The sequence below is a fragment of the Janibacter sp. CoH_79_TC_3 genome (genome assembly GCF_058197955.1).
Map to the genome: position 1 here is coordinate 253458 of NZ_JBXWIV010000004.1, position 19859 is coordinate 273316.

Consider the following 19859-nt stretch of genomic DNA (forward strand, 5'->3'; position numbering starts at 1 on the left):
CAATAGAATAAAGTGATAACTATGAATACGCACTTTGATGTTAGCGCTGACAATGAGAGCTATGCTGACGCGACTTGGGTTACTTGCTATGTAGGCTTAGGCAGCAATCTGAAAAATGAGCTGGGTAAGCCTGTAGAGCACCTGCAGCAAGCCATTGCCGCTATGCAAGGAAATGAGCAGATACGCGCGGTACGGGTGTCTTCTTTCTACGCTTCCGCGCCGATGGGGCCTCAGGACCAACCAGATTTCATAAATGCGGTCGCAGGTTTTGAGACTATTCTCACTGCATTTGAGCTGCTTAATTTTTGCCAAGCGTTAGAGCTACAAGCTAAACGTGAAAGAGTTCGACGTTGGGGTGAACGTAGCCTTGATGTCGATATTTTATTATATGGTGACGTGCAAATATCAGAGACGCAATTAACGGTACCGCATGCTGGATTATCTGAACGCAATTTTGTTTTGGTACCGCTGCGAGAGTTAGCGCCAGAGTTGATTATTGCAGGTAAACCAATTACGGATTATCCGCTGAGTAACGATTGGACAGGATTAAAATTGCTATCAAATGATTGATGCATTGTTGATTAAAAAGTAGCAGTAAATTGGCATTTAGCAGCATTACCAGTCATTGACTTTTAAACGTATTAATGATTGAAAGCATTGAGGATGATATAGCGATATGACGACGTTATCGACTTTAAATAAATTTAAAAAAGACGGCACTAAATTTACCTGTCTGACCTGTTATGACGCGATGTTCGCGCGCATGATGGATAAAGCACAAATCGATACGATTTTGATTGGTGATAGTTTGGGCATGGTGGTGCAAGGTCATGATTCAACCCTGCCTGTCAGCGTCGATGATATGGCTTATCATACGGCCAATATTGCCCGTAGTAATAAGCATGCACTGATTTTAGCCGATTTGCCGTTTATGAGTTATGTGACGCTGCCAGAAGCCGTAGCTAATAGCCGTAAATTGATGCAGGCTGGCGCGCATGTAATTAAAATTGAAGGCGGCAGTGAGCTTTGCGAGCTAGTCACGACTTTGGCGCAAGCAGGTACGCCCACTTGTGTACATTTAGGACTGACACCGCAATCAGTCAATGTCTTTGGCGGTTATAAAATCCAAGGACGTGGTGACGAGGCGGCCCATAAGCTACTTGCTGATGCCAAAGCGGTGGTTGCTGCTGGTGCGGCACTTTTGGTATTGGAATGCGTACCTGCTGAGCTTGCTAAAGCCGTGACCGAAGCGGTTGCCGTGCCGGTCATTGGTATTGGTGCTGGTGCTGATACTGATGGTCAAGTCTTAGTCATGCATGACATGCTGGGTATGGTGCATGGTCGTGTACCGCGCTTTGTCCATGACTTTTTGACCGATGAGCGTAATAGCAAGCGTAGTATTGAAGGCGCTTTTGCTCTGTATCAGCAAGCGGTACGCGACGGTAGCTTCCCGACTGAGCAGCATCAATTTAGCTAGTTGTCTTTAATTTAAAACTTTGAATTTTGTACTTAGTATTTAGCGCTTTGAATTTAATGCTTTAAATTTAATATTTTGAAGATTATCAGTAGAAAAGACTATCAAGATAAGAGTATTTACCATGCCAAGTATTCATCATCAAATCGCAACCCTGCGCGCCGCCTTAAACCCTTATCGTGGTCAGCAAGATAGCAAGCAGCGTATTGCGTTAGTGCCAACCATGGGCAATCTGCATGATGGTCATCTTGAACTGGTAAAGCTTGCCAAGCAATATGCCGATATTGTAGTGGTGAGTATCTTTGTCAATCCTACTCAATTTGGTATCGGCGAAGATTTTGATAGTTATCCACGCACTTTAGATGCAGATGTCGCCAAGCTTGCTACTGTTGATGCCGACTATGTATTTGCCCCAAGCATTGATGAGATGTATCCGGTATTACCGCCACCAACGTCGGTGCGAGCGGGAGAAATCACCACCCAGCTATGTGGTCGATCGCGCCCTAATCACTTTGATGGTGTCGGCATCGTTGTATCTAAGCTCTTTAACATCGTCCAGCCTGAAGTAGCCGTATTTGGCCAAAAAGACTATCAGCAGTTGGCTATTATCCAGCAAATCGTGCGTGATTTAAGCTATCCGATTGAAATTATAGGCGCGCCTATCGTACGCGCTGCTGATGGTCTAGCATTGTCTTCGCGCAATCAATATCTAACTGAAGCTGAGCGCAATACTGCTCCAGTGCTACACCAAAAATTACAACGTTTAGCTGAGCAGCTGATGCATGGTCAGCATCTCGAACAAGGGCTTGAGCCTTTATTAATAGAGACGCGGACAAGCATCACTAATGCGGGCTTTAAGATTGATTATTTAGAAGTGAAAACGGCTCAGCTAGATTCTTTAAATGCAACCGGATTGCATGCAAGTTCAGATAAAGATCAACAGGATTTGGTGATTTTAGTGGCTGCTTGGTTGGGCCGTGCACGTTTATTAGACAATCAGTTAGTGACGGTAAAGCTGCCGTAATAATAGAGTAATTCGCCAGACGCAATTATTAGGATGACGGATCATGAGTGCAAGTAAGGACGACAAACAAGCTAAAGCAAGTAATGATAAAGCACAGCCGCATAATGAGAAAGCTAAACTAAATGGTAATTTAATAAAGCCTATGATCGCTAACGCAGAAAATAAAGATAGGTTAAGTATCTTGGTGGTGTCAGGGCGCTCAGGTTCGGGTAAAACCTCAGTACTTAATATTTTAGAAGATTTGGGTTATTATTCTATCGATAATCTGCCCTTGTCATTGGTTCCTGACGCGGCGCAGAAACTGGTTTGTGATAGTGGGATTAAACGCATCGCCTTGGGTGTCGATATTCGCACCCCGCGTGCGGACTTGTCCAATTTCGATGAAACACATGAAGCGTTAAAGCAGAGATATGGCGAAGACGTGGTCACCGTGGTATATGTGACGGCGCAAGAAGAAACCTTGGTGGCGCGCTTTAACGCCACCCGCCGCATTCATCCGCTTATGGTGCAAGATACCAAAGGCGTAGAAAATACCGCTTATAATTTACCAGCGGCGATCGAAAGAGAGATTCAGCTTTTGCAGCCGATATTTAAGCAAGCGGATGTCAAAATTGATACCACTATGCTGAATATTCATCAGTTGAAAGAGCGCTTGCGTGATTATGTTGGGGTCGATAATCAAATAGTGATTAACTTACTATCGTTTGGCTTTAAATACGGCAGCCCAATCGATGCAGACTTTGTATTTGATGTGCGTATTTTGCCCAATCCGCATTGGAACCCAACGTTACGAGCCGCAACCGGTCTTGACGCTGAGGTTGCTGATTTTTTTGCTGACTATCCAGAAGTATCTGAGATGACCGAAGATATTGCAAAATTTCTCAATCGTTGGTTGCCCGATTTTTTACATAATAATCGCCATACGGTCACGGTCGCTATTGGCTGTACCGGTGGTAAACATCGCTCGGTATTTATTACTAAGCATTTACAAGATAAGCTGACCGCCAGCTTGCCCAAAGGGTTGACCGTAGCAGCCAAGCACCGCGAAAAGCATCGTTGGTAGTGCTTTCTTTGTAGCTAAAATTCATAAGCTACAACGTATAAATGGCAAAAATGCTATTAAATTTATGATTTACTATCTATTATTTATTATCTCGAAACATGGAAAGCTTTTATGATTGACTGGTCAGAACAAGATATGCGCGTCTCGCGCACAGAGCTCAAAAAAGCTCATGAGCGCCTGCAACAGTTGTCGATACCGCTTGCCAGCTTATCGAAAAAACAACTTAAAGCCTTACCCGCTAGCGATTATTTTATGGCGGAATTAATGGCGCTTGCCGATATCACGAGCGCTAATGCTCGCAATCGCCAGACCAAACGTGTTGGCAAGCTTATGATTGAAGAAAATCGCCATGAACTGATAAAAGCATTATTTGATGCATATTTTCCTAAAGAGCAAGTTTCTAAAATAGAGAGCTGGTCTGAGCGCTTAAATATCAACGACGAAGGTACGCTTAAGCAGTTCGTCAAACAATATAAAGCCTCTGAGCAGCATAGTATGTATCAGCTATTGCTTTGGATTGAGTACGCTAAGCATACCAACGATGAGGAGCTAATGGCAGAATCAAAAGCAGATTTGGCCAGTTATATACGTGAAGTCGCTATTTTAACGAATCTAAAAAAATAGCGATAATAGATATGGGCTAGCAAAGTTGGCTAGTGCTTACCCATAAAACACTAAAGATAGAACACTAAAATACAAAAAAGCCAATCAGTAAAGATTGGCTTTTTTAATTGATCAGAAATAGCGTTGCACTTGGTGTGTTAATCTAGGTTTTTCTAAAAATACTAACGCTATTTTTTCTCTGCGCGTACTTTATCAACCAAATAATCTACTACTTTAGGGACAGTGGCGCTTTCACCAGTGACCACATACTTACCTTGTACGACAACCGCTGGTACACCTGAGAGCTGATAACGCTTAGCGCCTGCTTGTGAGCGGCCTATTTTTGTCCCAACCGCAAATGAGTTATATAGGCTGTTAAATTTCTTTTCATTCACGCCTTTAGACGCATACCATTTGCTCAGTGACGCTTGGTCAAATAATTGCTTGCCATCTTTATGCACCGCATCAAATAGCGCATCATGGGTTTTGTTTTCATAACCTAGTAACTGAGCCGCATAGAAACCACGGGCACTGGCTTCCCAAACTGGGTTAAGCGCTGCTGGAGTTTTAAAGAAGGCTACGTCTTTATCTTTGTTTTTTGCCCATTTTTCCATATGCGGATTTAAGACGTTACAATGCGGGCAGCCATACCAGAAAAATTCACGCACAATGATAGCATCACCGCTGATTTTTTCTGGGTTGTCGAGCACGCGGTAGTCTTTTCCTGCGACATAGTTGGCGGCTTGAGCGCCCATATTGGCAAGCCCAATAGCACAAGCCAGACCAGTCAATGCGATGATACGTTTCATACTTGTTCCTTGAGGTGTCAAAATTTGGAATGTTTGGTTTAGACGTCTTGATTCAGCAGTTTTTAGCGTATTGATATAGGTTTCAACGTAAATCGGCGGCAATACGTCGCTTAAATCGATCTCGTTAAATCTACCTACAACAGAGTACTGCCTATAATAGCGTAAAATGCCCATAGTTGTGAACCCGATTCTTAACTAACGGTTGTAAAGCTGTGAGCTATTATTTAAGGTAGCTTACTTATCATTTTTAAGTTGAAGCTTATTAAGTTTTATCATGTGTAGAGTCGTTAATTGAAGCCATTAATTAAAGCCTTTCTAGAAACGTCAAAAACAGCAAAGCTATTTTTTTCTTGCTCTTATAAAATTCTGACGCTTAATAATAGTGCTACTTAAGTAGTTGATAAAACCTTGCTTATGTCTAAACGATTCACAGTCGGTGACGATGTACTGACGACAAAGTTGCCGCTCTCATGCTAATATTGAGCCTATCATCATAACTCTGCACGATAATAATTATAATACCCATAAAGGAAAAATTCTATGAGCCAATCTTCATCTTCTGCCCAGCCTGTGAATCATCAAGAAAACAATCCTATGAACAATGATATCGATGCTAATAACACCAACGATATTGGCAATGTTGACAATGCTGCTAGCCAATTTGACCAAAACACGGCTATCAACGTCGATGCCAGTGAAGTAGAAAAATTCAATAACTTGGCGAGCGAATGGTGGAATAAAACCGGTGCTTTTGCCACCTTACACGAAATCAATCCGCTACGTCTTAACTGGATAGAAGAAAACGTCAAGCGCGGCTTTATGAGTGCCGATAGCAGTAAAACGGCAGAGATGGGCTTGGCGGGTAAAAAAGTCCTTGACGTCGGTTGCGGCGGCGGTATCTTGTCAGAATCAATGGCACGCCGCGGCGCTGATGTCACTGGTATCGACCTCGGCACCAAAAACCTCAAAGCAGCGGCCTTACATGCTGAGCAAAGCAACTTAAATGACACTTTGCGTTATCAACATATTCCTATTGAGCAATTAGCTGCAACCCATGCCGGTCAGTTCGATGTCGTGACCTGTATGGAGATGCTTGAGCATGTGCCAGACCCCACTGCTATCGTTGAGGCGTGCTTTGCGCTGTTAGCGCCGGGCGGCGTTTGTGTGCTATCAACGATTAACCGCAATCCTAAATCATACCTGTTTGCCATCGTTGGGGCAGAGTATGTATTGCGCTTGCTTGATCGCGGTACTCATGATTACGCCAAATTTATCACTCCAGCTGAGTTAGATAAAATGGCGGTCAATGCAGGTTTTACCCGTCAAGACATCATCGGTCTGCATTATAATCCATTGACCAAGCGCTATTGGTTGGCACAAAACGTTGATGTTAATTATATGATGGCGGTAAAAAAACCACTGGCATAAATCGTCTTTTATAAGTATTCCTATCTGACCACTTTTTAAATTATTATTAAGAGCGCCTGTTATGAGCCAATTTGTAAAAGCTGTCTTGTTTGACCTTGATGGCACATTAATCGATACTGCCGCCGACTTCGTGCGCATTATTGGTAAAATGAGCAGTGAAAATGATTGGCGAGCGCCACCTGAAGCCGAAATTCGTGAGCAAGTTTCTGCTGGTGCCACGGCAATGGTAAAACTGATGCTGCATCATAATGACCAACTTGAGGTCAGCGAACCTGAGTTGCTTGCGTTTCGTCAGCAGTTCTTAGACGATTATGAAGCGGATATATGTGTTGATAGTTGTGTTTTTAATGAGCTTGAAGAGGTGCTGCGCGTATTAGAAGAAAAAGGCGTGCCATGGGGCATCGTCACCAATAAGCCGCGTTATCTTGCTGAGCTGCTGCTAGAAAAAATGCAATTAGATGAGCGCTGTGCGGTGCTAGTGTGTCCGGATGACGTATCGCGTTCTAAACCCGATCCAGAACCGATGTATGTAGCGCTAGAAAAACTTGCTATCCCTCGCGGTGCCGCTGAAAGCGTGCTTTATGTCGGCGATCATATACGCGATATCGAAGCGGGCAAGGCTGCGGGTATGCCGACTATCTTAGCCGCTTATGGCTATATTCCGCCTGAAGATCAAGACAACTTAAAGAAATGGGGCGCAGACTATATTACCGAAACCCCTGCAGACTTGAATAAGTTATTACTTTCTTCTGGCAAGTTCGACTATTTATAAAACAAATAAGCCTTATAAAGCGAATCAATAATTTATCGAAATAGCTATTAAGCACCCTACCTATTAAATAATAAGCAGTGAGTAATGCCATGAGTGACAATACTAATCAGCCTACTAGCCAACAACAGCTGCAATCAGCAGCGCAATCTTCTGTGCCATCTTTATCGCACGACGATATTCGTAATTTTGTGCCGCCTGATAACTGTTTAGATGGTAAGACTATCTTGGTAACGGGAGCAGGTGATGGCATCGGGCGTATCGCCGCCTTAACCTATGCACGTTATGGTGCGACCGTATTATTGTTAGGACGTACCAGTAGCAAGCTTGAATACGTTTATGATGAAATTGAGAGCTTTGGTGGCAAGCAGCCAGCCATGTTACCAATGAATTTGGAAGGCGCAACCTATGCTGAGATGCAAAAACTAGAGAATTTGATTGCTAAAGAAGTCGGTCAGCTTGATGGTATTTTGCATAATGCGGGCATGTTAGGTACCTTGACGCCACTTGAGATGTACGATGTCGATATGTTTGCTCAAGTGATGAAGGTCAATTTTACTTCCACCTTTATGCTCACGCAAGCGCTGCTGCCTTTACTTAAGGACGCCGCGCATGGTTCTATCGTCTTTACTTCTAGTAGCGTCGGCACCCATCCTCGCGCGTTTTGGGGCGCGTATGCGCTGTCCAAGCAAGCGGTAGAAGGCATGAGCGATATCTTTACCCAAGAAACGCAAAATACTACTAACTTGCGCTTTAACTGTATCAATCCCGGCGGCACTCGTACCAATATGCGCGCCCATGCTTTTCCTGGTGAAAATCCTATGAGCCTGAAAACTCCTGAGGATATTATGGGCGGTTATGTGTTTTTGATGAGTGATGAAAGCATCGGCGTACGCGGTCAAGTGGTTGAGCTCCAACCAAAAGACTAATCTTCATCTACAGTTCTATTGAGCAATAATTTCATAGCTATTTTTATCATTGATAAAACCGCTTATTTATTGAAATAAGCGGCATATAACCCCATCTATTTGTTATTAAAGACTTTTATAAAATTTTAAGTATGACTAATAAAAATAGGATGAGATTATGGCAGGTGGTTGGTCAAGAGATGGGGCAGAGCATGAGCAGATGGATGCGACTGTCAACGATGCGTTAGAGCGCGCACGGCGAGCGCTACCAACGGGTAAAAGCGCTGAGTTTTGCGATGAGTGTGGCAACCCGATTCCAGAAGCGCGGCGTATTGCCGTGCTGGGCGTGCAGCATTGTGTCAGTTGTCAAACGGAGCTTGAGCAAGAAGCAAAGGCGACTGAGCTATTTAATCGCCGTGGTAGTAAAGACAGTCAATTACGTTGATTTTATGTCTTACAATATCAGTTAGACCAATAAAAAACCCTGCACATGAGTGACAGGGTTTTTATATCGTCAAATAATTTGAAAGAATAATTTACTCGTTTCTAGCAGCTTCTACTTCTGCTTCGTCAGGGACGAATACGTAGCCTACACCCCACACGGTTTGGATATAACGCGCTTGTGAAGGGTTGTCTTCAATTAAACGCCGCAAGCGTGATACTTGCACATCGATAGAACGCTCCATCGCACCCCATTCACGACCACGGGCCAGATTCATCAATTTATCACGTGTCAACGGCTCACGTGGATGTTGCACCAAGGCTTTTAATACCGAGAATTCACCGGTCGTTAAAGTAACCACATTGCCATCACGTTTAAGGGTACGAGTCGATAAATCCAGCGTCCATGGTCCAAATTCAACCACTTCAAGTTGATGACTTGGCGCACCCGGCAACTCACGATTTTGACGGCGCAGCACCGCTTTGATACGGGCCAATAGCTCCTTTGGATTAAAGGGCTTTGGCAGATAATCATCAGCGCCTGCTTCAAGTCCAGCGATACGATCGGCGTCGCCACCTTTAGCAGTCAACATAATAATCGGAATATCACCGTTATCTTCACGCAAACGCTTACAGATACTGATACCGTCTTCGCCTGGTAACATCAAATCTAAAACCACCAATGAGAACAGCTCACGCTGTAGCAATTTGTCCATCTGATTGCCATCATGAGCCGTACGAACGACAAAACCATCGTCTTCTAGAAAGCGTTGTAATAAAGAGCGCAAGCGTGCATCGTCATCAACGACCAAAATGCGCTGGTTTAGGGTGTCAGGGCTGTTGTTATCTGTCATACAGTCATCCTCTTATAAAAATTATTATTAGTCAAAACTCTTAGTAAAATTATTGGTAAAACCCGTTTATAAAAATATCATTAAAAGACATAACTTAAAATTTTGTTATTATTTAATGATCATTCCGTTGATAAGTAAATCATGATTAGCAAAGCATTCGTTGTCATAAAAAAATATAGTTGTCTAAAAAATCTATAAAAAATAGAGACTTTTGTTCAATGTAGCAGTACTGAGCCATATTTATGCCCTTGATACTTTAGTGTATAAGATTGCAGGCGCAATTGCATCACTGATACGGATAAATGCTGTATGCGTTTGTTTAACAAGGCGCGGGAACGGACGATATGAGACGATTTTTGCCATAAAACAGGCGATAAATAACGAAAAGATAAAAAGGATTTTTATTCATGCAGCTTTTGCTATAATGCAAAACTACATTTCTCAACGATTGATACGTCTATGAGTAGCACTGATACCTTAACGCCATCTCAAACCTCGACAAATGCACAGGTTTTGGATGCAACCACACACGCGAATATTCACGACAAGCTTGCTCGCGCGCTTGGCATTAAGACTGCTCAAGTCAATGCGTTTGTGAAGCTTTACGATGAAGGCGCGACCGTTCCCTTTATTGCCCGTTACCGTAAAGAAAAGACACAGAATCTTGACGATGCGCAGCTACGAGCTTTAGAGAAGTCGCTTAATTATGAGCGCGACATGGCAACCCGTCGTCTCAAAATTACTGAACTGCTAAGCACGCAAGGCAATTTGACCGACGAGCTACAGGCGCGTATTGATAATGCGACGTCGAAACTTGAGCTTGAAGATATCTATTTGCCATACCGTCCACGTCGCCGTTCACCAGCTGCTAAAGCACGTGCCGCCGGTCTTGATGTTGCTGCTCAAGCAGTGTTGACGCAAGAAATCACGCCAACTGACGCATTAGCAGACTATCAAGTTCAATCGAGCATTACCGATGAAAGTGGTAATGAGATTGAAGTGGATTTTAGTGATATCGACAAGCAATTGGCAGGCGTACAAGCCATCATCGTTGATGAGTGGACGCAGGCATTGGGTTTACTTGATAATCTGCGTAGTGGCTTTGCTAAAACCGCCAGTATCGTCTCGGCTGTTGCCAGTGAAGAAAAACGCGAAGTTGGTGAGAAATTCAAAGATTACTTTGAGCATAGTGAAAGCTTGGCGCGTCTGCCAAATCATCGCCTATTAGCAATGCTACGCGGTCGCCAAGAAAACGTCTTGGGTCTTAAAATCGAAGGCGAAGACGCACCTTTCATTGAAAAAATTGTTAAGCATTTTGAGATTGATACCAAAGCGCCTGCAGAACGTCAAGAATTTTTGATAGAAGCAGCCACTAGCTTATGGAAAGAAAAATGGCGTCCGCATATTGAGCATCGTTTATTGACAGAAAAGCGTCTGACTGCTGAAGCCGATGCGATTGATGTCTTTGCCAATAACTTACAGCATTTACTCATGTCAGCGCCTGCTGGCCGTAAAGTGATTTTAGGTGTCGATCCTGGTATCCGTCATGGCGTTAAAATGGCGATTGTCGATGCCCAAGGCCATGTGATGTTGGATAGCGAAGACAAGCCAGTTGTCGCAACCGTTTATCCGTTTGCTCCTGATAATAAGATGGATGAAGCCAAAAAAGTCATTGATGAGCTATTAAGCACTTATAATGTCGATTTAGTGGCTATTGGTAATGGTACGGCCAGTCGCGAAACAGATGCGATGATTAAAGAGATTTTGGCTGCCAATTCTGAATTAAAAGCCAAAGCCGTTATCGTTAATGAGTCAGGCGCGTCAGTTTATTCTGCGAGTGAGCTTGCTAGTGACGAGCTTGAAAATATGGATGTCTCTGTACGCGGTGCCGTTTCTATCGCGCGTCGCTTGCAAGATCCACTATCAGAATTGGTTAAGGTTGACCCAAAAGCGATTGGCGTTGGTCAATATCAGCATGACGTTAACCAAACCCAGTTGGCTGATAGCTTGGATAAAGTCACCCAAGACAGCGTAAATGCCGTTGGTGTCGATGTGAATACGGCAAGCCCTGCTATCTTAGCGCACATTGCTGGTTTGAATAGGAACGTCGCCCAGCAAATCGTCACCTATCGTAAAGAGCATGGCGCCTTTGATAGCCGCGAGTCATTAAAAAACGTCCCGCGCTTAGGTGCTAAGACGTTTGAGCAAGCCGCAGGTTTCTTACGTGTCCATGGTGGCAGTAATCCACTTGACGCGACAGGCGTGCATCCAGAAAGCTATGCGCTGGTTAATAGCTTACTTGAGAAAACTGGTAAGACGTTGCCAGAAGTCATCGGTAACGATGGTGTGCTAAACAGTATCGATACCACTGCACTTGCTGCTAATGACGATAACATCAGTGTTAAAGCTATCATAGAAGAGCTTGTCAAGCCTGCACGCGACCCACGTCCTGAATTTAAAACTGCTAACTTCCGTGAAGACGTTAGTAGCATTAAAGACTTGAGCGAAGGCATGCAGCTTGAAGGGGTAGTGACCAACGTCACAGCCTTTGGTTGTTTCGTTGATGTTGGCGTCCATCAAGATGGTCTAGTTCATATCTCACAGATGGCCAATGACTTCGTCGCTGACCCGATGAACCGCGTTAAGCCCGGCGATATCGTCTCGGTACGTGTCATCTCTATCGATGAAAAACGTGGCCGTATTGGCTTTAGTATGAAGCCTGAGTCTGAAAAACCAGTACGCCCAGCTGCAAAGGCGTCTGAAAGTACCGGTATTGACGATAAGGCTAGCCGTCCACGTAGTAATCGTCCAGCTAGTAACCGTCCAGCTGCTGATAAGCGTCCGTCAAAACCGCGTGGCAATCGTCAAGATAAAGACAACGCTAATAACCGCGTTAAAGCGCCAAGAACTGAGAAAGCAGTAGCATCTAGTAAAGAAGCACCTAGTAAAATGGGTACGCTTGGTGCGCTATTACAAGAAGCTGGCGTCACTAAAGCTAAAAAATAATATTTATTCATGCAGATTAACTAAAAAAGGCAGCCAGATGGCTGCCTTTTTTATTGAGAATATATTGGAGGATTCTCTCTCAGACTGGTTTCGCTAATTATAATTTATAGCGCTTGCATTGGCTCGGTATCTTATTCGCTTTCTAATAATGTTTCTTCTTGTAGAGCTGCTTCTTCATCTAGCATGGCTTGTTGTAAATCTTGTTGTTGCATCGCTTCATCAGAGTTTTGCATTGCCGCTTGTTGTGCCTGCATGTTTTCTTGCATATTCTCTTGCTCTGCTTGTAGCTCAGTAGTCATTGGCTGTTGGCTAGCGATATTATTAACCTTTGCTCTTTTGATTATTTGGGTTTCGCTCACCTGAAATGGATTAGATTGATTTGCTGCTGTTACATCATTTGTATTGTTACCTTCAGCTTCTAAGGTAGCAGCAGTTTGCATATCTACTGCTGTAGTATCAGCAGGTGCCGCCATAGCCAAACTTGGAATAGTAAGCGCAGCGCCAATAAGTAGCGATAAAGATAGAGTTGTTTTTTTCATTAATAAAATCCTTAATTTACAATATTATAATGTCAGTCTAAAACATTTCAAACTTGACGCTTATTTTATGTGCTGTTGTATATAACAGCCTTTTATCACAAATCTATTTAGCATTTCGAATCTATATATTTAATATAACTAATATTAACCCTATAGATAAAATAAAATCATGATAACCAGTCAGTGATTATCATGATCGATTTGTATAAAGAGTTTTATAAGCTAACCTAAATCAGCGATAAAAATCTAAAGGGGAGAATAGCAACTAAATAAGCGTAAGTTCAGTAGCACATAGATTAAGAGTCTAACAGAGCTATGTTTGTAGGTGACTTTGTGCAATTACTGTATGGTTATTGTCAGATAGAAAAGTAGAGTTGATCCTCTACTTTTCTATCTAAATTTTTATATTAACATTGTATTAATCAATCATAAAAATGCTGACTCAATACTTTTATCATCGATTTATTATCAATGATTTATTCAATAATTACGTATTTACCAGTATTTGGATCGAGAACGCGTTGCTTATTATTATCGGGCACACGAATAACAGGGAAGGTTTGACTGATTTCGGTATCTTCAAGTATTTCAGCATCTGCTTCTTGACCAACGATGACAGCTTGATTGGCATCTGTTTCAATCGCTATAGCAGTACCATTTGCCGTATTAACGCGTTTAATTTGACCTTGTGGCGCAATGATGACTTCTTTTACACGGTACTTACCGGGGCGAATGACACGGGTAGTTTCTACAACAACAGGCTCCATGCTACGCTCTTCAGTGATAGCGATTTCAGCCTCTAGTGCGGGTGCTTCCGTTTCTTTTGCCTCACTCATGACAGGCGTTGGGAATTTTGCACTAAAATGGTTATCACACTGTTGCATGCTTAAACGTACCGGGTTACCCGCTTTATCCATATAGACGTTAACCGGCATATCAGCGGCAATAGGGACGTATTTACCTACTAAAGCGCCTGAAACGCCGTAGCGACCATTTGACTGTCCAACCCCTAAGTCGCAAGCACCGGCTGTATAGCCACTTGCTTTCAAGTTATTATTATTTACGACAGTTTTAGGAATCATCACTTCAGATAAGCGCATTTTCTTGATAGAAGCTTCACCCGTTTGCATCTTTGGTTTTTGATAAGTATAAGGGGTATAAAATTTGGCAGAGCCATCTTTGACCGCCATGACGCATTCATCGTAGCTGTCATAACCGACGTTGCCATGGTTATCAGTCGTCATGCTAGCATTGGCGGTACTCGCAAACATAGCGGCACCTGACGTCAAAATAGTGGCTGTTAATACATTCATTTTCATAATCCTTCCCTCTTAATTATTGTTAATATTTTTCTTTGGGTTTGGTATGTTTGTGCTCGGTAGATAAAACCCGTGTCATAACCTCTTTTATCCTACGTCAGTTCTAGCAATATGGCTGTGACATTAGTCCGGAAATGTGTATCTTAATGTATTAAAAAAGAGCAAATGGGCAACATCGTTTACCAAAGAAATACGCTTTTATTATTTATTAACATTTGTCTAAAAAATTTATGGCAACGATGTAAAAAACATAAGCAATAAAAAATATAGGTAATAAAAAACCGCCTCTTGTTGCCAAGAAGCGGTCATTACTATATTGGTTGAAATTACATTGCTTTGGTTTCAACCATGGCTATTATTAATCTTCGACTACTTCGAAGCTAATACCAGAGTGCGCTTCTAAACGTTCAATTAAACTATCGCCCATCGCCGAAGCAGGCGTCCAAAAACCACCACCGACATCGTCTTTACTAATATCCTGCGCGAGACACAATGCCGCTTGTGACAACATACGTGAGGTGCTGCCGTAACCTGGATCTTTATCGCCCGTTACCTTAGTATTGATGGTGTCATTATTGGCAATTTGCCCAAATAGGCGAATATCAAAATAGCCATTTTCTTGTTCTTCTTTAGAAGGACCTGAGCCTGATTTAGGTAACACGTGCTTAGATAATAGCTCTCGGCTTGGCTTAATCATCATAGCAGTAGCAAAACCTAATAAGCCTGCGCTCATTGCATAGCTCGATAGTTTGCCTTTTACGCCATCTTTCATCCACATCGCTTCGTCATATTTGAAGTCGCGACCATATTCATAGCTCAGCAGTTGGTTACTGCGATGCACAATACGGGTATTGATGCTTGCCATGACAAAAGGTGCCAACCAGCGTTTATGCTCGTCATCGTATTCTGGCTTACTCACATTGGCTTGGCGCACGTTTGGCGCGTCTTTATCATCATTGAGCAAATAAGGGTTTGCCACTTGTTTACGGCGTGATTTATCTTGGCTGACTTCTTCAAAGATTGTTGCCATCGACGCAATCGTGCCACCAGATAAACCGCCTTTTGCTGCTTTGACGCGCATATGGATAACATCACAGACATTGCCAAATTTTTCTTCCGCTTTTTGCTGAGTAAAATACACGCCCAAATCTGACGGAATAGAGTCAAAACCACAAGAGTTGACGATACGCGCGCCACTTTGTTTTGCCGTATCCTGATATTTATCCATCATATCTTTGATAAAGATGGCTTCACCGGTGAGATCGACATAATCGGTACCGTTATTCACGCAAGATTTAATCAAAGGCTCGCCATATTTTAGGTAAGGGCCAACGGTTGAAATAATAACTTGGCTTTGCTTGGTCATTTTATCGAGGCTAGCTGCATCGTCACTATTCGCAATGATAATGTCAACTTTGCTAGCAAGCTTAGATTGCAGCTCATTAAGTTTTTCCTCATCACGACCGGCTATCGCCCAAGTAACGTTAGCGCCATTTTTGTCTTTAGTGTTCGATAAAAACTCTGTTAAATAATGCGCGGTAATCTGTCCAACAAAGCTTGTTGCTCCGTATAGAACCACCGCATAAGGACGTTTTTCGCTAGAAGTTGACTGCTCATCATTTGACGTTTTTGTATTGTTTGAAGAATCCGTATTCATATTTATTTTCCTTATTGATTGGCTCTTATTAAATGGTAACTGTTAAACGAGCATTATTAAATGCTTGTTCTCAAGCGCATCGGTAAATTATTTTTACCCAATGACTTTTCTTAAATAACTTCTTTATAAGTGACTTTTGCTAAATAACCATTTGAGAGTAATGCCTGTCAGCACTCTGGGATAGGGCATAAGAAAATTGGCATTGAAAGCTATAGCAAATTTTCTCATAAAAATAAGCGAGTTTACGTAATCGTTTACTGTCTCTGCACATAAGTCCTGAAAAGCCAAGTAAAAACTTCAAAACGGTAAGATTTGCTACAAAGTTTACATAACCTATCGACATTATTACCAAAATGAACGTTTTTTAGAGGCAATCATTGCTAATCTATATTCGTAAGCAGTTATAAGTAGTATTAAAAACAAAAAGTAAAATATTAGGTAATTAAGATATTGCTAGTAAATCGAATTAGTCAATAATTGGCTTAATAAGCTAATGACTTGCTTATAAGTATTTACTGGACTTATTTTTATACCTAGTTTTCAATCATTATTTGAGGAGAATATTATGTTTCGTTGGGCTATTATTTTTGCCGTTATCGCATTGATTGCAAGTTTCCTAGGTTTTGGCGGTGTTGCTGGCCTATCTGCAAACTTTGCCTACATTCTACTAGCCATTGCTGTGATTCTATTCATTGTCGCATTTGTTAGCCGCCGTATGTAATAGAGAACAGTGACTGCTTAGATTTTAAGTATTCATTGTAGTAATAAGAAAAAGTCCTCTATAGAGGACTTTTTTTATGGCTAATATTTGTAGATTTGATTGCTATCAACGCCATCAAACCTACTATCAAATACTAAAAGGTTTTAGGTTGGATGATATGCTCCATTCGTTTTGCCAAACGAACATCATGGCTAGTAATACCGCCGGTATCACCAGTAGTCAGGCGAACTTCGACCACATTGTAGGTATTACTCCATTCAGGATGATGCTCTAATGCTTCAGCATGAAAAGCCGCTTGGTTCATAAAGCTCATGGCTTCAATAAAATCGCTAAAGTGATAGCTTTTGACAATGCTATTACCCTCACGCTGCCAGCCTGGCAATTCTTCCAACTGCAAATCAACTTGTTGATTAGATAAACTACTCATGGTGATATCCTTTATTATTATGGTGGATGGAAAAATCACTATTAACGATAAAATAGTGTGGCGATTACGATGAGCTTCAGGCGTTTTTACTCACGTGATAAGCGCGTAGACTACAAAAACTTTGGGACAAAAAACCCACCTATTACGGATATCTTATTATTTATTTGGCTGCAAATAAATAATGAAAAACATCAGAAAGATAGGAGGGCTGTGAGGCGTCAATATTTAGAGTATATAGCTCTAGTATAGCGGTTGGTAGTAAAAACTATCATTGTTATATAGCGCTAAAAACGCTCATAACTTACCTGCACTATAGCAGGTCCTGATATTCAGGGTGCTTATCGATATAAGAGGCAACAAACGAACATTGTGGTACGATTTTTTTATTATTGTCACGCGCATAGTTTAACGCATGTTTGACCAATGCCGAGCCTACGCCGCGGCCGCCTAATTCCTGCGGTACAATGGTATGGTCGTAGACCAATTTATCATCACGCTCTTGATAGCTAATATAACCAGTATGACCATCGATTGAGGTCTCAAAACGCTTCGCTTGCTCATCGTGTACGATATCTAGATTCTGTTTGTTATCATTACTCATAGAAACTCTCCATTATTAATATTTATAATTATTACTAGCTATTAATCAGACGTTTATTTTACTTCTAGTCTGAAGCATCTTTCAATGCTAAACATCTTACTCTTAAACGTCTTATTACTCTTAAACGTCTTATCTGGGTTATTGTGGGCGTTTTTAAGTTAAGTTTCTAGTCATTTACCGTAAGGCTAGATAGGACGAATGTTAATAGCCTTACTTTATGTCAAACATCGCTGCAAGAGTTTGTAATGAATGATTTTTAATAAAGTTTTTTTGATAGAAAGCTGATAAAACAGACCTCTATCAGCAAAAAGACAGCAAAAAAAGTTAAAAGGTGCGAAACGATAGCTAAAACAGCCTGTTAGCTTGCAGGGGTTGCGCCACAATGCGATAATGGCAGACAATTTATAACCCTGATTTTTGAGGCGCAGTCCGTTTGGCACTATTGCTGAATAGGATTTGTCAGCCTCGTCTATGCAGTCTATCGGAGTGTTAATGGCTCAATATATTTACACGATGAACAACGTGTCAAAACTTGTTCCACCTAAGCGTGAAATCTTAAAGAACATCAACCTATCGTTTTTCCCTGGCGCCAAAATCGGTGTACTAGGTATCAACGGTTCAGGTAAATCAACCTTGCTACGCATTATGGCGGGCGTGGATACTGAATTTAGTGGTGAAGCACGCGCGCAAACTGGCACCAAAATTGGTTACCTGCCGCAGGAACCACAGCTTGACGACAGCAAAGATGTCCGTGGTAACGTTGAAGACGGTATGCGTGAAGCCTTAGATGCACTTGCTCGTTTAGATGCCATTTATGCAGAATATGCTGAACCCGATGCAGACTTTGATAAGCTTGCTGAAGAACAAGGCAAGATGGAAGACATCATCCAAGCATGGGATGCGCATAACTTAAATACTCAGTTAGAAAAAGCGGCTGATGCCTTGCGTCTGCCACCTTGGGATGCGGATGTCAGCAAACTGTCTGGTGGTGAAAAACGCCGTGTGGCACTATGCCGCCTGCTATTATCACGCCCAGATATGCTGTTACTTGACGAACCTACTAACCATTTGGACGCTGAGTCCGTTGCATGGTTAGAGCAGTTCCTACAGAACTACAGCGGTACTATCGTTGCCATTACCCATGACCGTTATTTCTTGGACAACGTTGCTCAGTGGATTTTGGAGCTTGACCGTGGCCATGGCTATCCGTATGAAGGCAACTATACTGAGTGGCTTGAGCAAAAGAACACCCGTTTAGAGCAGCAGAATAAGCAAGAAGAATCCTTTGCTAAAGCGCTGAAAAAAGAGCTTGATTGGATTCGTAAAAACCAAAAAGGTCAGCAGGCGAAGTCTAAATCTCGTGTCCAGCGTTTTGAAGAGTTGAACTCAACAGAGTTCCAAAAGCGTAACGAGACCTCTGAGATTTATATTCCACCGGGTCCACGTTTGGGTAATAAAGTCATCGAAGTGAATGATATCTCTAAATCATTTGGTGACCGTTTACTTTATGAAAACCTTAGCTTTAACGTTCCAGCAGGCGCTATCGTCGGTATTATCGGTCCAAATGGTGCGGGTAAAACCACGCTATTCAACATGATTACCGAACGTGATACGCCAGATACCGGTTCAGTCGAATTGGGTGAAAGTGTAAAAGTCGCTTATGTTGGTCAGGTACGTGACAACTTAGATGACAGCAAAACGGTTTGGGAAGAAATCTCTGACGGGCTTGATATCATTACCGTTGGCGACTATACAACGCCAAGTCGCGCTTATATTGGTCGCTTTAATTTCAAAGGTTCAGACCAACAAAAGCATGTCGGTCAACTATCAGGTGGTGAGCGTAACCGCCTGCAACTAGCGAAAACGCTAAAGCAGGGTGCCAACGTCTTACTCCTTGATGAACCTTCAAACGATTTGGATATCGAAACCTTACGTGCGCTAGAGGATGCAATCCAAGTATTCCCAGGTACAGTCATGGTGGTCTCGCATGATCGCTGGTTCCTTGACCGTATTGCCACTCATATCTTGGCATTTGAAGAGGAAGGCCCAGTTTGGTTCGATGGTAACTATTCTGAGTTTGAAACCTATCGCAAAAAGACCATGGGTGATGATGCCAGTCCTAAGCGTATGAAGTATAAAAAGATTTCTACTTAAAGTAGCTGTTTAAAATTTTTATATAATAAAGAAGACCTCTAATTGATTAGAGGTCTTTTTTT

Annotated in this window: 19 protein-coding genes; 12 read left to right on the forward strand and 7 right to left on the reverse strand. The window is 42.2% G+C overall.

From position 1 onward, the window contains the following. Positions 1–21: 21 nt before the first annotated feature. From folK to yjgA, 5 genes are all read left to right on the forward strand, one after another. Positions 22–570: a 2-amino-4-hydroxy-6-hydroxymethyldihydropteridine diphosphokinase gene (folK, locus tag AC2FA3_RS06255; RefSeq protein ID WP_490508830.1), complete on the forward strand. Its 549-nt coding sequence runs from the start codon at positions 22–24 to the stop codon at positions 568–570. Between the two features lie 106 nt (positions 571–676). Further along, positions 677–1477 (forward strand): 3-methyl-2-oxobutanoate hydroxymethyltransferase, encoded by an 801-nt coding sequence (gene panB / locus AC2FA3_RS06260; protein ID WP_490508832.1) that lies wholly within the window; start codon positions 677–679, stop codon positions 1475–1477. A 121-nt stretch (positions 1478–1598) separates the two neighbouring features. Further along, positions 1599–2498 carry a pantoate--beta-alanine ligase gene (panC, locus tag AC2FA3_RS06265; protein ID WP_490508834.1) on the forward strand — a complete coding sequence of 300 codons (900 nt, stop codon included), beginning with the start codon at positions 1599–1601 and terminating at the stop codon, positions 2496–2498. A gap of 43 nt (positions 2499–2541) precedes the next feature. Continuing rightward, positions 2542–3561, forward strand: coding sequence for an RNase adapter RapZ (gene rapZ, locus AC2FA3_RS06270; protein ID WP_490508836.1), 1020 nt, complete (start codon positions 2542–2544; stop codon positions 3559–3561). Positions 3562–3672: 111 nt separating this feature from the next. Then, positions 3673–4185, forward strand: coding sequence for a ribosome biogenesis factor YjgA (gene yjgA, locus AC2FA3_RS06275; protein WP_201545263.1), 513 nt, complete (start codon positions 3673–3675; stop codon positions 4183–4185). 167 nt (positions 4186–4352) lie between these two features. Here the strand turns inward: yjgA and AC2FA3_RS06280 are convergent, their stop codons facing one another. Continuing rightward, the gene (locus AC2FA3_RS06280) at positions 4353–4973 is read right to left on the reverse strand and encodes a thiol:disulfide interchange protein DsbA/DsbL (RefSeq protein WP_490508838.1); all 621 of its coding nucleotides are present in this window, start codon (positions 4971–4973) and stop codon (positions 4353–4355) included. Positions 4974–5513: 540 nt separating this feature from the next. On the opposite strand from AC2FA3_RS06280, the gene ubiG reads away from it, so the two are divergent. The 4 genes from ubiG (at position 5514) to AC2FA3_RS06300 (ending at position 8523) form a co-directional block, all read left to right on the forward strand. Further along, complete coding sequence (gene ubiG, locus AC2FA3_RS06285; RefSeq protein WP_490508839.1) at positions 5514–6401, forward strand: bifunctional 2-polyprenyl-6-hydroxyphenol methylase/3-demethylubiquinol 3-O-methyltransferase UbiG; 888 nt, start codon at positions 5514–5516, stop codon at positions 6399–6401. A 61-nt stretch (positions 6402–6462) separates the two neighbouring features. Beyond that, positions 6463–7173, forward strand: a complete 711-nt coding sequence (locus AC2FA3_RS06290) for an HAD family hydrolase (RefSeq protein WP_490508841.1) — start codon at positions 6463–6465, stop codon at positions 7171–7173. An 89-nt stretch (positions 7174–7262) separates the two neighbouring features. Then, positions 7263–8099: a YciK family oxidoreductase gene (locus AC2FA3_RS06295; RefSeq protein WP_490508842.1), complete on the forward strand. Its 837-nt coding sequence runs from the start codon at positions 7263–7265 to the stop codon at positions 8097–8099. A 157-nt stretch (positions 8100–8256) separates the two neighbouring features. Next, complete coding sequence (locus tag AC2FA3_RS06300; protein ID WP_490508843.1) at positions 8257–8523, forward strand: DksA/TraR family C4-type zinc finger protein; 267 nt, start codon at positions 8257–8259, stop codon at positions 8521–8523. Between the two features lie 91 nt (positions 8524–8614). Here the strand turns inward: AC2FA3_RS06300 and ompR are convergent, their stop codons facing one another. Then, positions 8615–9373 carry an osmolarity response regulator transcription factor OmpR gene (gene ompR, locus AC2FA3_RS06305; RefSeq protein WP_149490397.1) on the reverse strand — a complete coding sequence of 253 codons (759 nt, stop codon included), beginning with the start codon at positions 9371–9373 and terminating at the stop codon, positions 8615–8617. 459 nt (positions 9374–9832) lie between these two features. Here ompR and AC2FA3_RS06310 point away from each other — a divergent pair, with 459 nt between their 5' ends. After that, entirely contained in the window at positions 9833–12379 is a 2547-nt protein-coding gene (locus AC2FA3_RS06310; RefSeq protein WP_490508845.1) for a Tex family protein, read from the forward strand. Between the two features lie 131 nt (positions 12380–12510). On the opposite strand, the gene AC2FA3_RS06315 is transcribed toward AC2FA3_RS06310, so the two are convergent. The 3 genes from AC2FA3_RS06315 to AC2FA3_RS06325 form a co-directional block, all read right to left on the reverse strand. Continuing rightward, the gene (locus tag AC2FA3_RS06315) at positions 12511–12918 is read right to left on the reverse strand and encodes a hypothetical protein (protein ID WP_490508846.1); all 408 of its coding nucleotides are present in this window, start codon (positions 12916–12918) and stop codon (positions 12511–12513) included. Positions 12919–13394: 476 nt separating this feature from the next. Further along, positions 13395–14231: a hypothetical protein gene (locus tag AC2FA3_RS06320; protein ID WP_490508848.1), complete on the reverse strand. Its 837-nt coding sequence runs from the start codon at positions 14229–14231 to the stop codon at positions 13395–13397. 364 nt (positions 14232–14595) lie between these two features. Continuing rightward, positions 14596–15894 (reverse strand): saccharopine dehydrogenase family protein, encoded by a 1299-nt coding sequence (locus tag AC2FA3_RS06325; RefSeq protein ID WP_490508849.1) that lies wholly within the window; start codon positions 15892–15894, stop codon positions 14596–14598. Positions 15895–16459: 565 nt separating this feature from the next. Between AC2FA3_RS06325 and AC2FA3_RS06330 the strand changes: the two genes are divergently transcribed. Then, positions 16460–16615, forward strand: coding sequence for a DUF1328 domain-containing protein (locus AC2FA3_RS06330; protein ID WP_068407724.1), 156 nt, complete (start codon positions 16460–16462; stop codon positions 16613–16615). A 133-nt stretch (positions 16616–16748) separates the two neighbouring features. Here AC2FA3_RS06330 and AC2FA3_RS06335 read toward each other — a convergent pair whose 3' ends face one another. Both AC2FA3_RS06335 and AC2FA3_RS06340 read right to left on the reverse strand, forming a co-directional pair. Beyond that, a complete protein-coding gene (locus tag AC2FA3_RS06335) occupies positions 16749–17042 on the reverse strand; it encodes a 4a-hydroxytetrahydrobiopterin dehydratase (RefSeq protein ID WP_201545286.1) in 294 nt (97 codons plus the stop codon). A 310-nt stretch (positions 17043–17352) separates the two neighbouring features. Next, complete coding sequence (locus tag AC2FA3_RS06340) at positions 17353–17643, reverse strand: GNAT family N-acetyltransferase (RefSeq protein ID WP_201545292.1); 291 nt, start codon at positions 17641–17643, stop codon at positions 17353–17355. A gap of 492 nt (positions 17644–18135) precedes the next feature. Here AC2FA3_RS06340 and ettA point away from each other — a divergent pair, with 492 nt between their 5' ends. Next, positions 18136–19797: an energy-dependent translational throttle protein EttA gene (ettA, locus tag AC2FA3_RS06345; RefSeq protein WP_490508850.1), complete on the forward strand. Its 1662-nt coding sequence runs from the start codon at positions 18136–18138 to the stop codon at positions 19795–19797. The last annotated feature ends 62 nt before the right edge of the window (positions 19798–19859 follow it).

What these genes read in the sequence shown, in the direction of transcription:
- folK (WP_490508830.1), top strand. Translation starts at nt 22, where the DNA reads ATGAATACGCACTTTGATGTTAGCGCTGACAATGAGAGCTATGCTGAC.
- panB (WP_490508832.1), top strand. Translation starts at nt 677, where the DNA reads ATGACGACGTTATCGACTTTAAATAAATTTAAAAAAGACGGCACTAAA.
- panC (WP_490508834.1), top strand. Translation starts at nt 1,599, where the DNA reads ATGCCAAGTATTCATCATCAAATCGCAACCCTGCGCGCCGCCTTAAAC.
- rapZ (WP_490508836.1), top strand. Translation starts at nt 2,542, where the DNA reads ATGAGTGCAAGTAAGGACGACAAACAAGCTAAAGCAAGTAATGATAAA.
- yjgA (WP_201545263.1), top strand. Translation starts at nt 3,673, where the DNA reads ATGATTGACTGGTCAGAACAAGATATGCGCGTCTCGCGCACAGAGCTC.
- AC2FA3_RS06280 (WP_490508838.1), bottom strand. Translation starts at nt 4,973, where the DNA reads ATGAAACGTATCATCGCATTGACTGGTCTGGCTTGTGCTATTGGGCTT.
- ubiG (WP_490508839.1), top strand. Translation starts at nt 5,514, where the DNA reads ATGAGCCAATCTTCATCTTCTGCCCAGCCTGTGAATCATCAAGAAAAC.
- AC2FA3_RS06290 (WP_490508841.1), top strand. Translation starts at nt 6,463, where the DNA reads ATGAGCCAATTTGTAAAAGCTGTCTTGTTTGACCTTGATGGCACATTA.
- AC2FA3_RS06295 (WP_490508842.1), top strand. Translation starts at nt 7,263, where the DNA reads ATGAGTGACAATACTAATCAGCCTACTAGCCAACAACAGCTGCAATCA.
- AC2FA3_RS06300 (WP_490508843.1), top strand. Translation starts at nt 8,257, where the DNA reads ATGGCAGGTGGTTGGTCAAGAGATGGGGCAGAGCATGAGCAGATGGAT.
- ompR (WP_149490397.1), bottom strand. Translation starts at nt 9,373, where the DNA reads ATGACAGATAACAACAGCCCTGACACCCTAAACCAGCGCATTTTGGTC.
- AC2FA3_RS06310 (WP_490508845.1), top strand. Translation starts at nt 9,833, where the DNA reads ATGAGTAGCACTGATACCTTAACGCCATCTCAAACCTCGACAAATGCA.
- AC2FA3_RS06315 (WP_490508846.1), bottom strand. Translation starts at nt 12,918, where the DNA reads ATGAAAAAAACAACTCTATCTTTATCGCTACTTATTGGCGCTGCGCTT.
- AC2FA3_RS06320 (WP_490508848.1), bottom strand. Translation starts at nt 14,231, where the DNA reads ATGAATGTATTAACAGCCACTATTTTGACGTCAGGTGCCGCTATGTTT.
- AC2FA3_RS06325 (WP_490508849.1), bottom strand. Translation starts at nt 15,894, where the DNA reads ATGAATACGGATTCTTCAAACAATACAAAAACGTCAAATGATGAGCAG.
- AC2FA3_RS06330 (WP_068407724.1), top strand. Translation starts at nt 16,460, where the DNA reads ATGTTTCGTTGGGCTATTATTTTTGCCGTTATCGCATTGATTGCAAGT.
- AC2FA3_RS06335 (WP_201545286.1), bottom strand. Translation starts at nt 17,042, where the DNA reads ATGAGTAGTTTATCTAATCAACAAGTTGATTTGCAGTTGGAAGAATTG.
- AC2FA3_RS06340 (WP_201545292.1), bottom strand. Translation starts at nt 17,643, where the DNA reads ATGAGTAATGATAACAAACAGAATCTAGATATCGTACACGATGAGCAA.
- ettA (WP_490508850.1), top strand. Translation starts at nt 18,136, where the DNA reads ATGGCTCAATATATTTACACGATGAACAACGTGTCAAAACTTGTTCCA.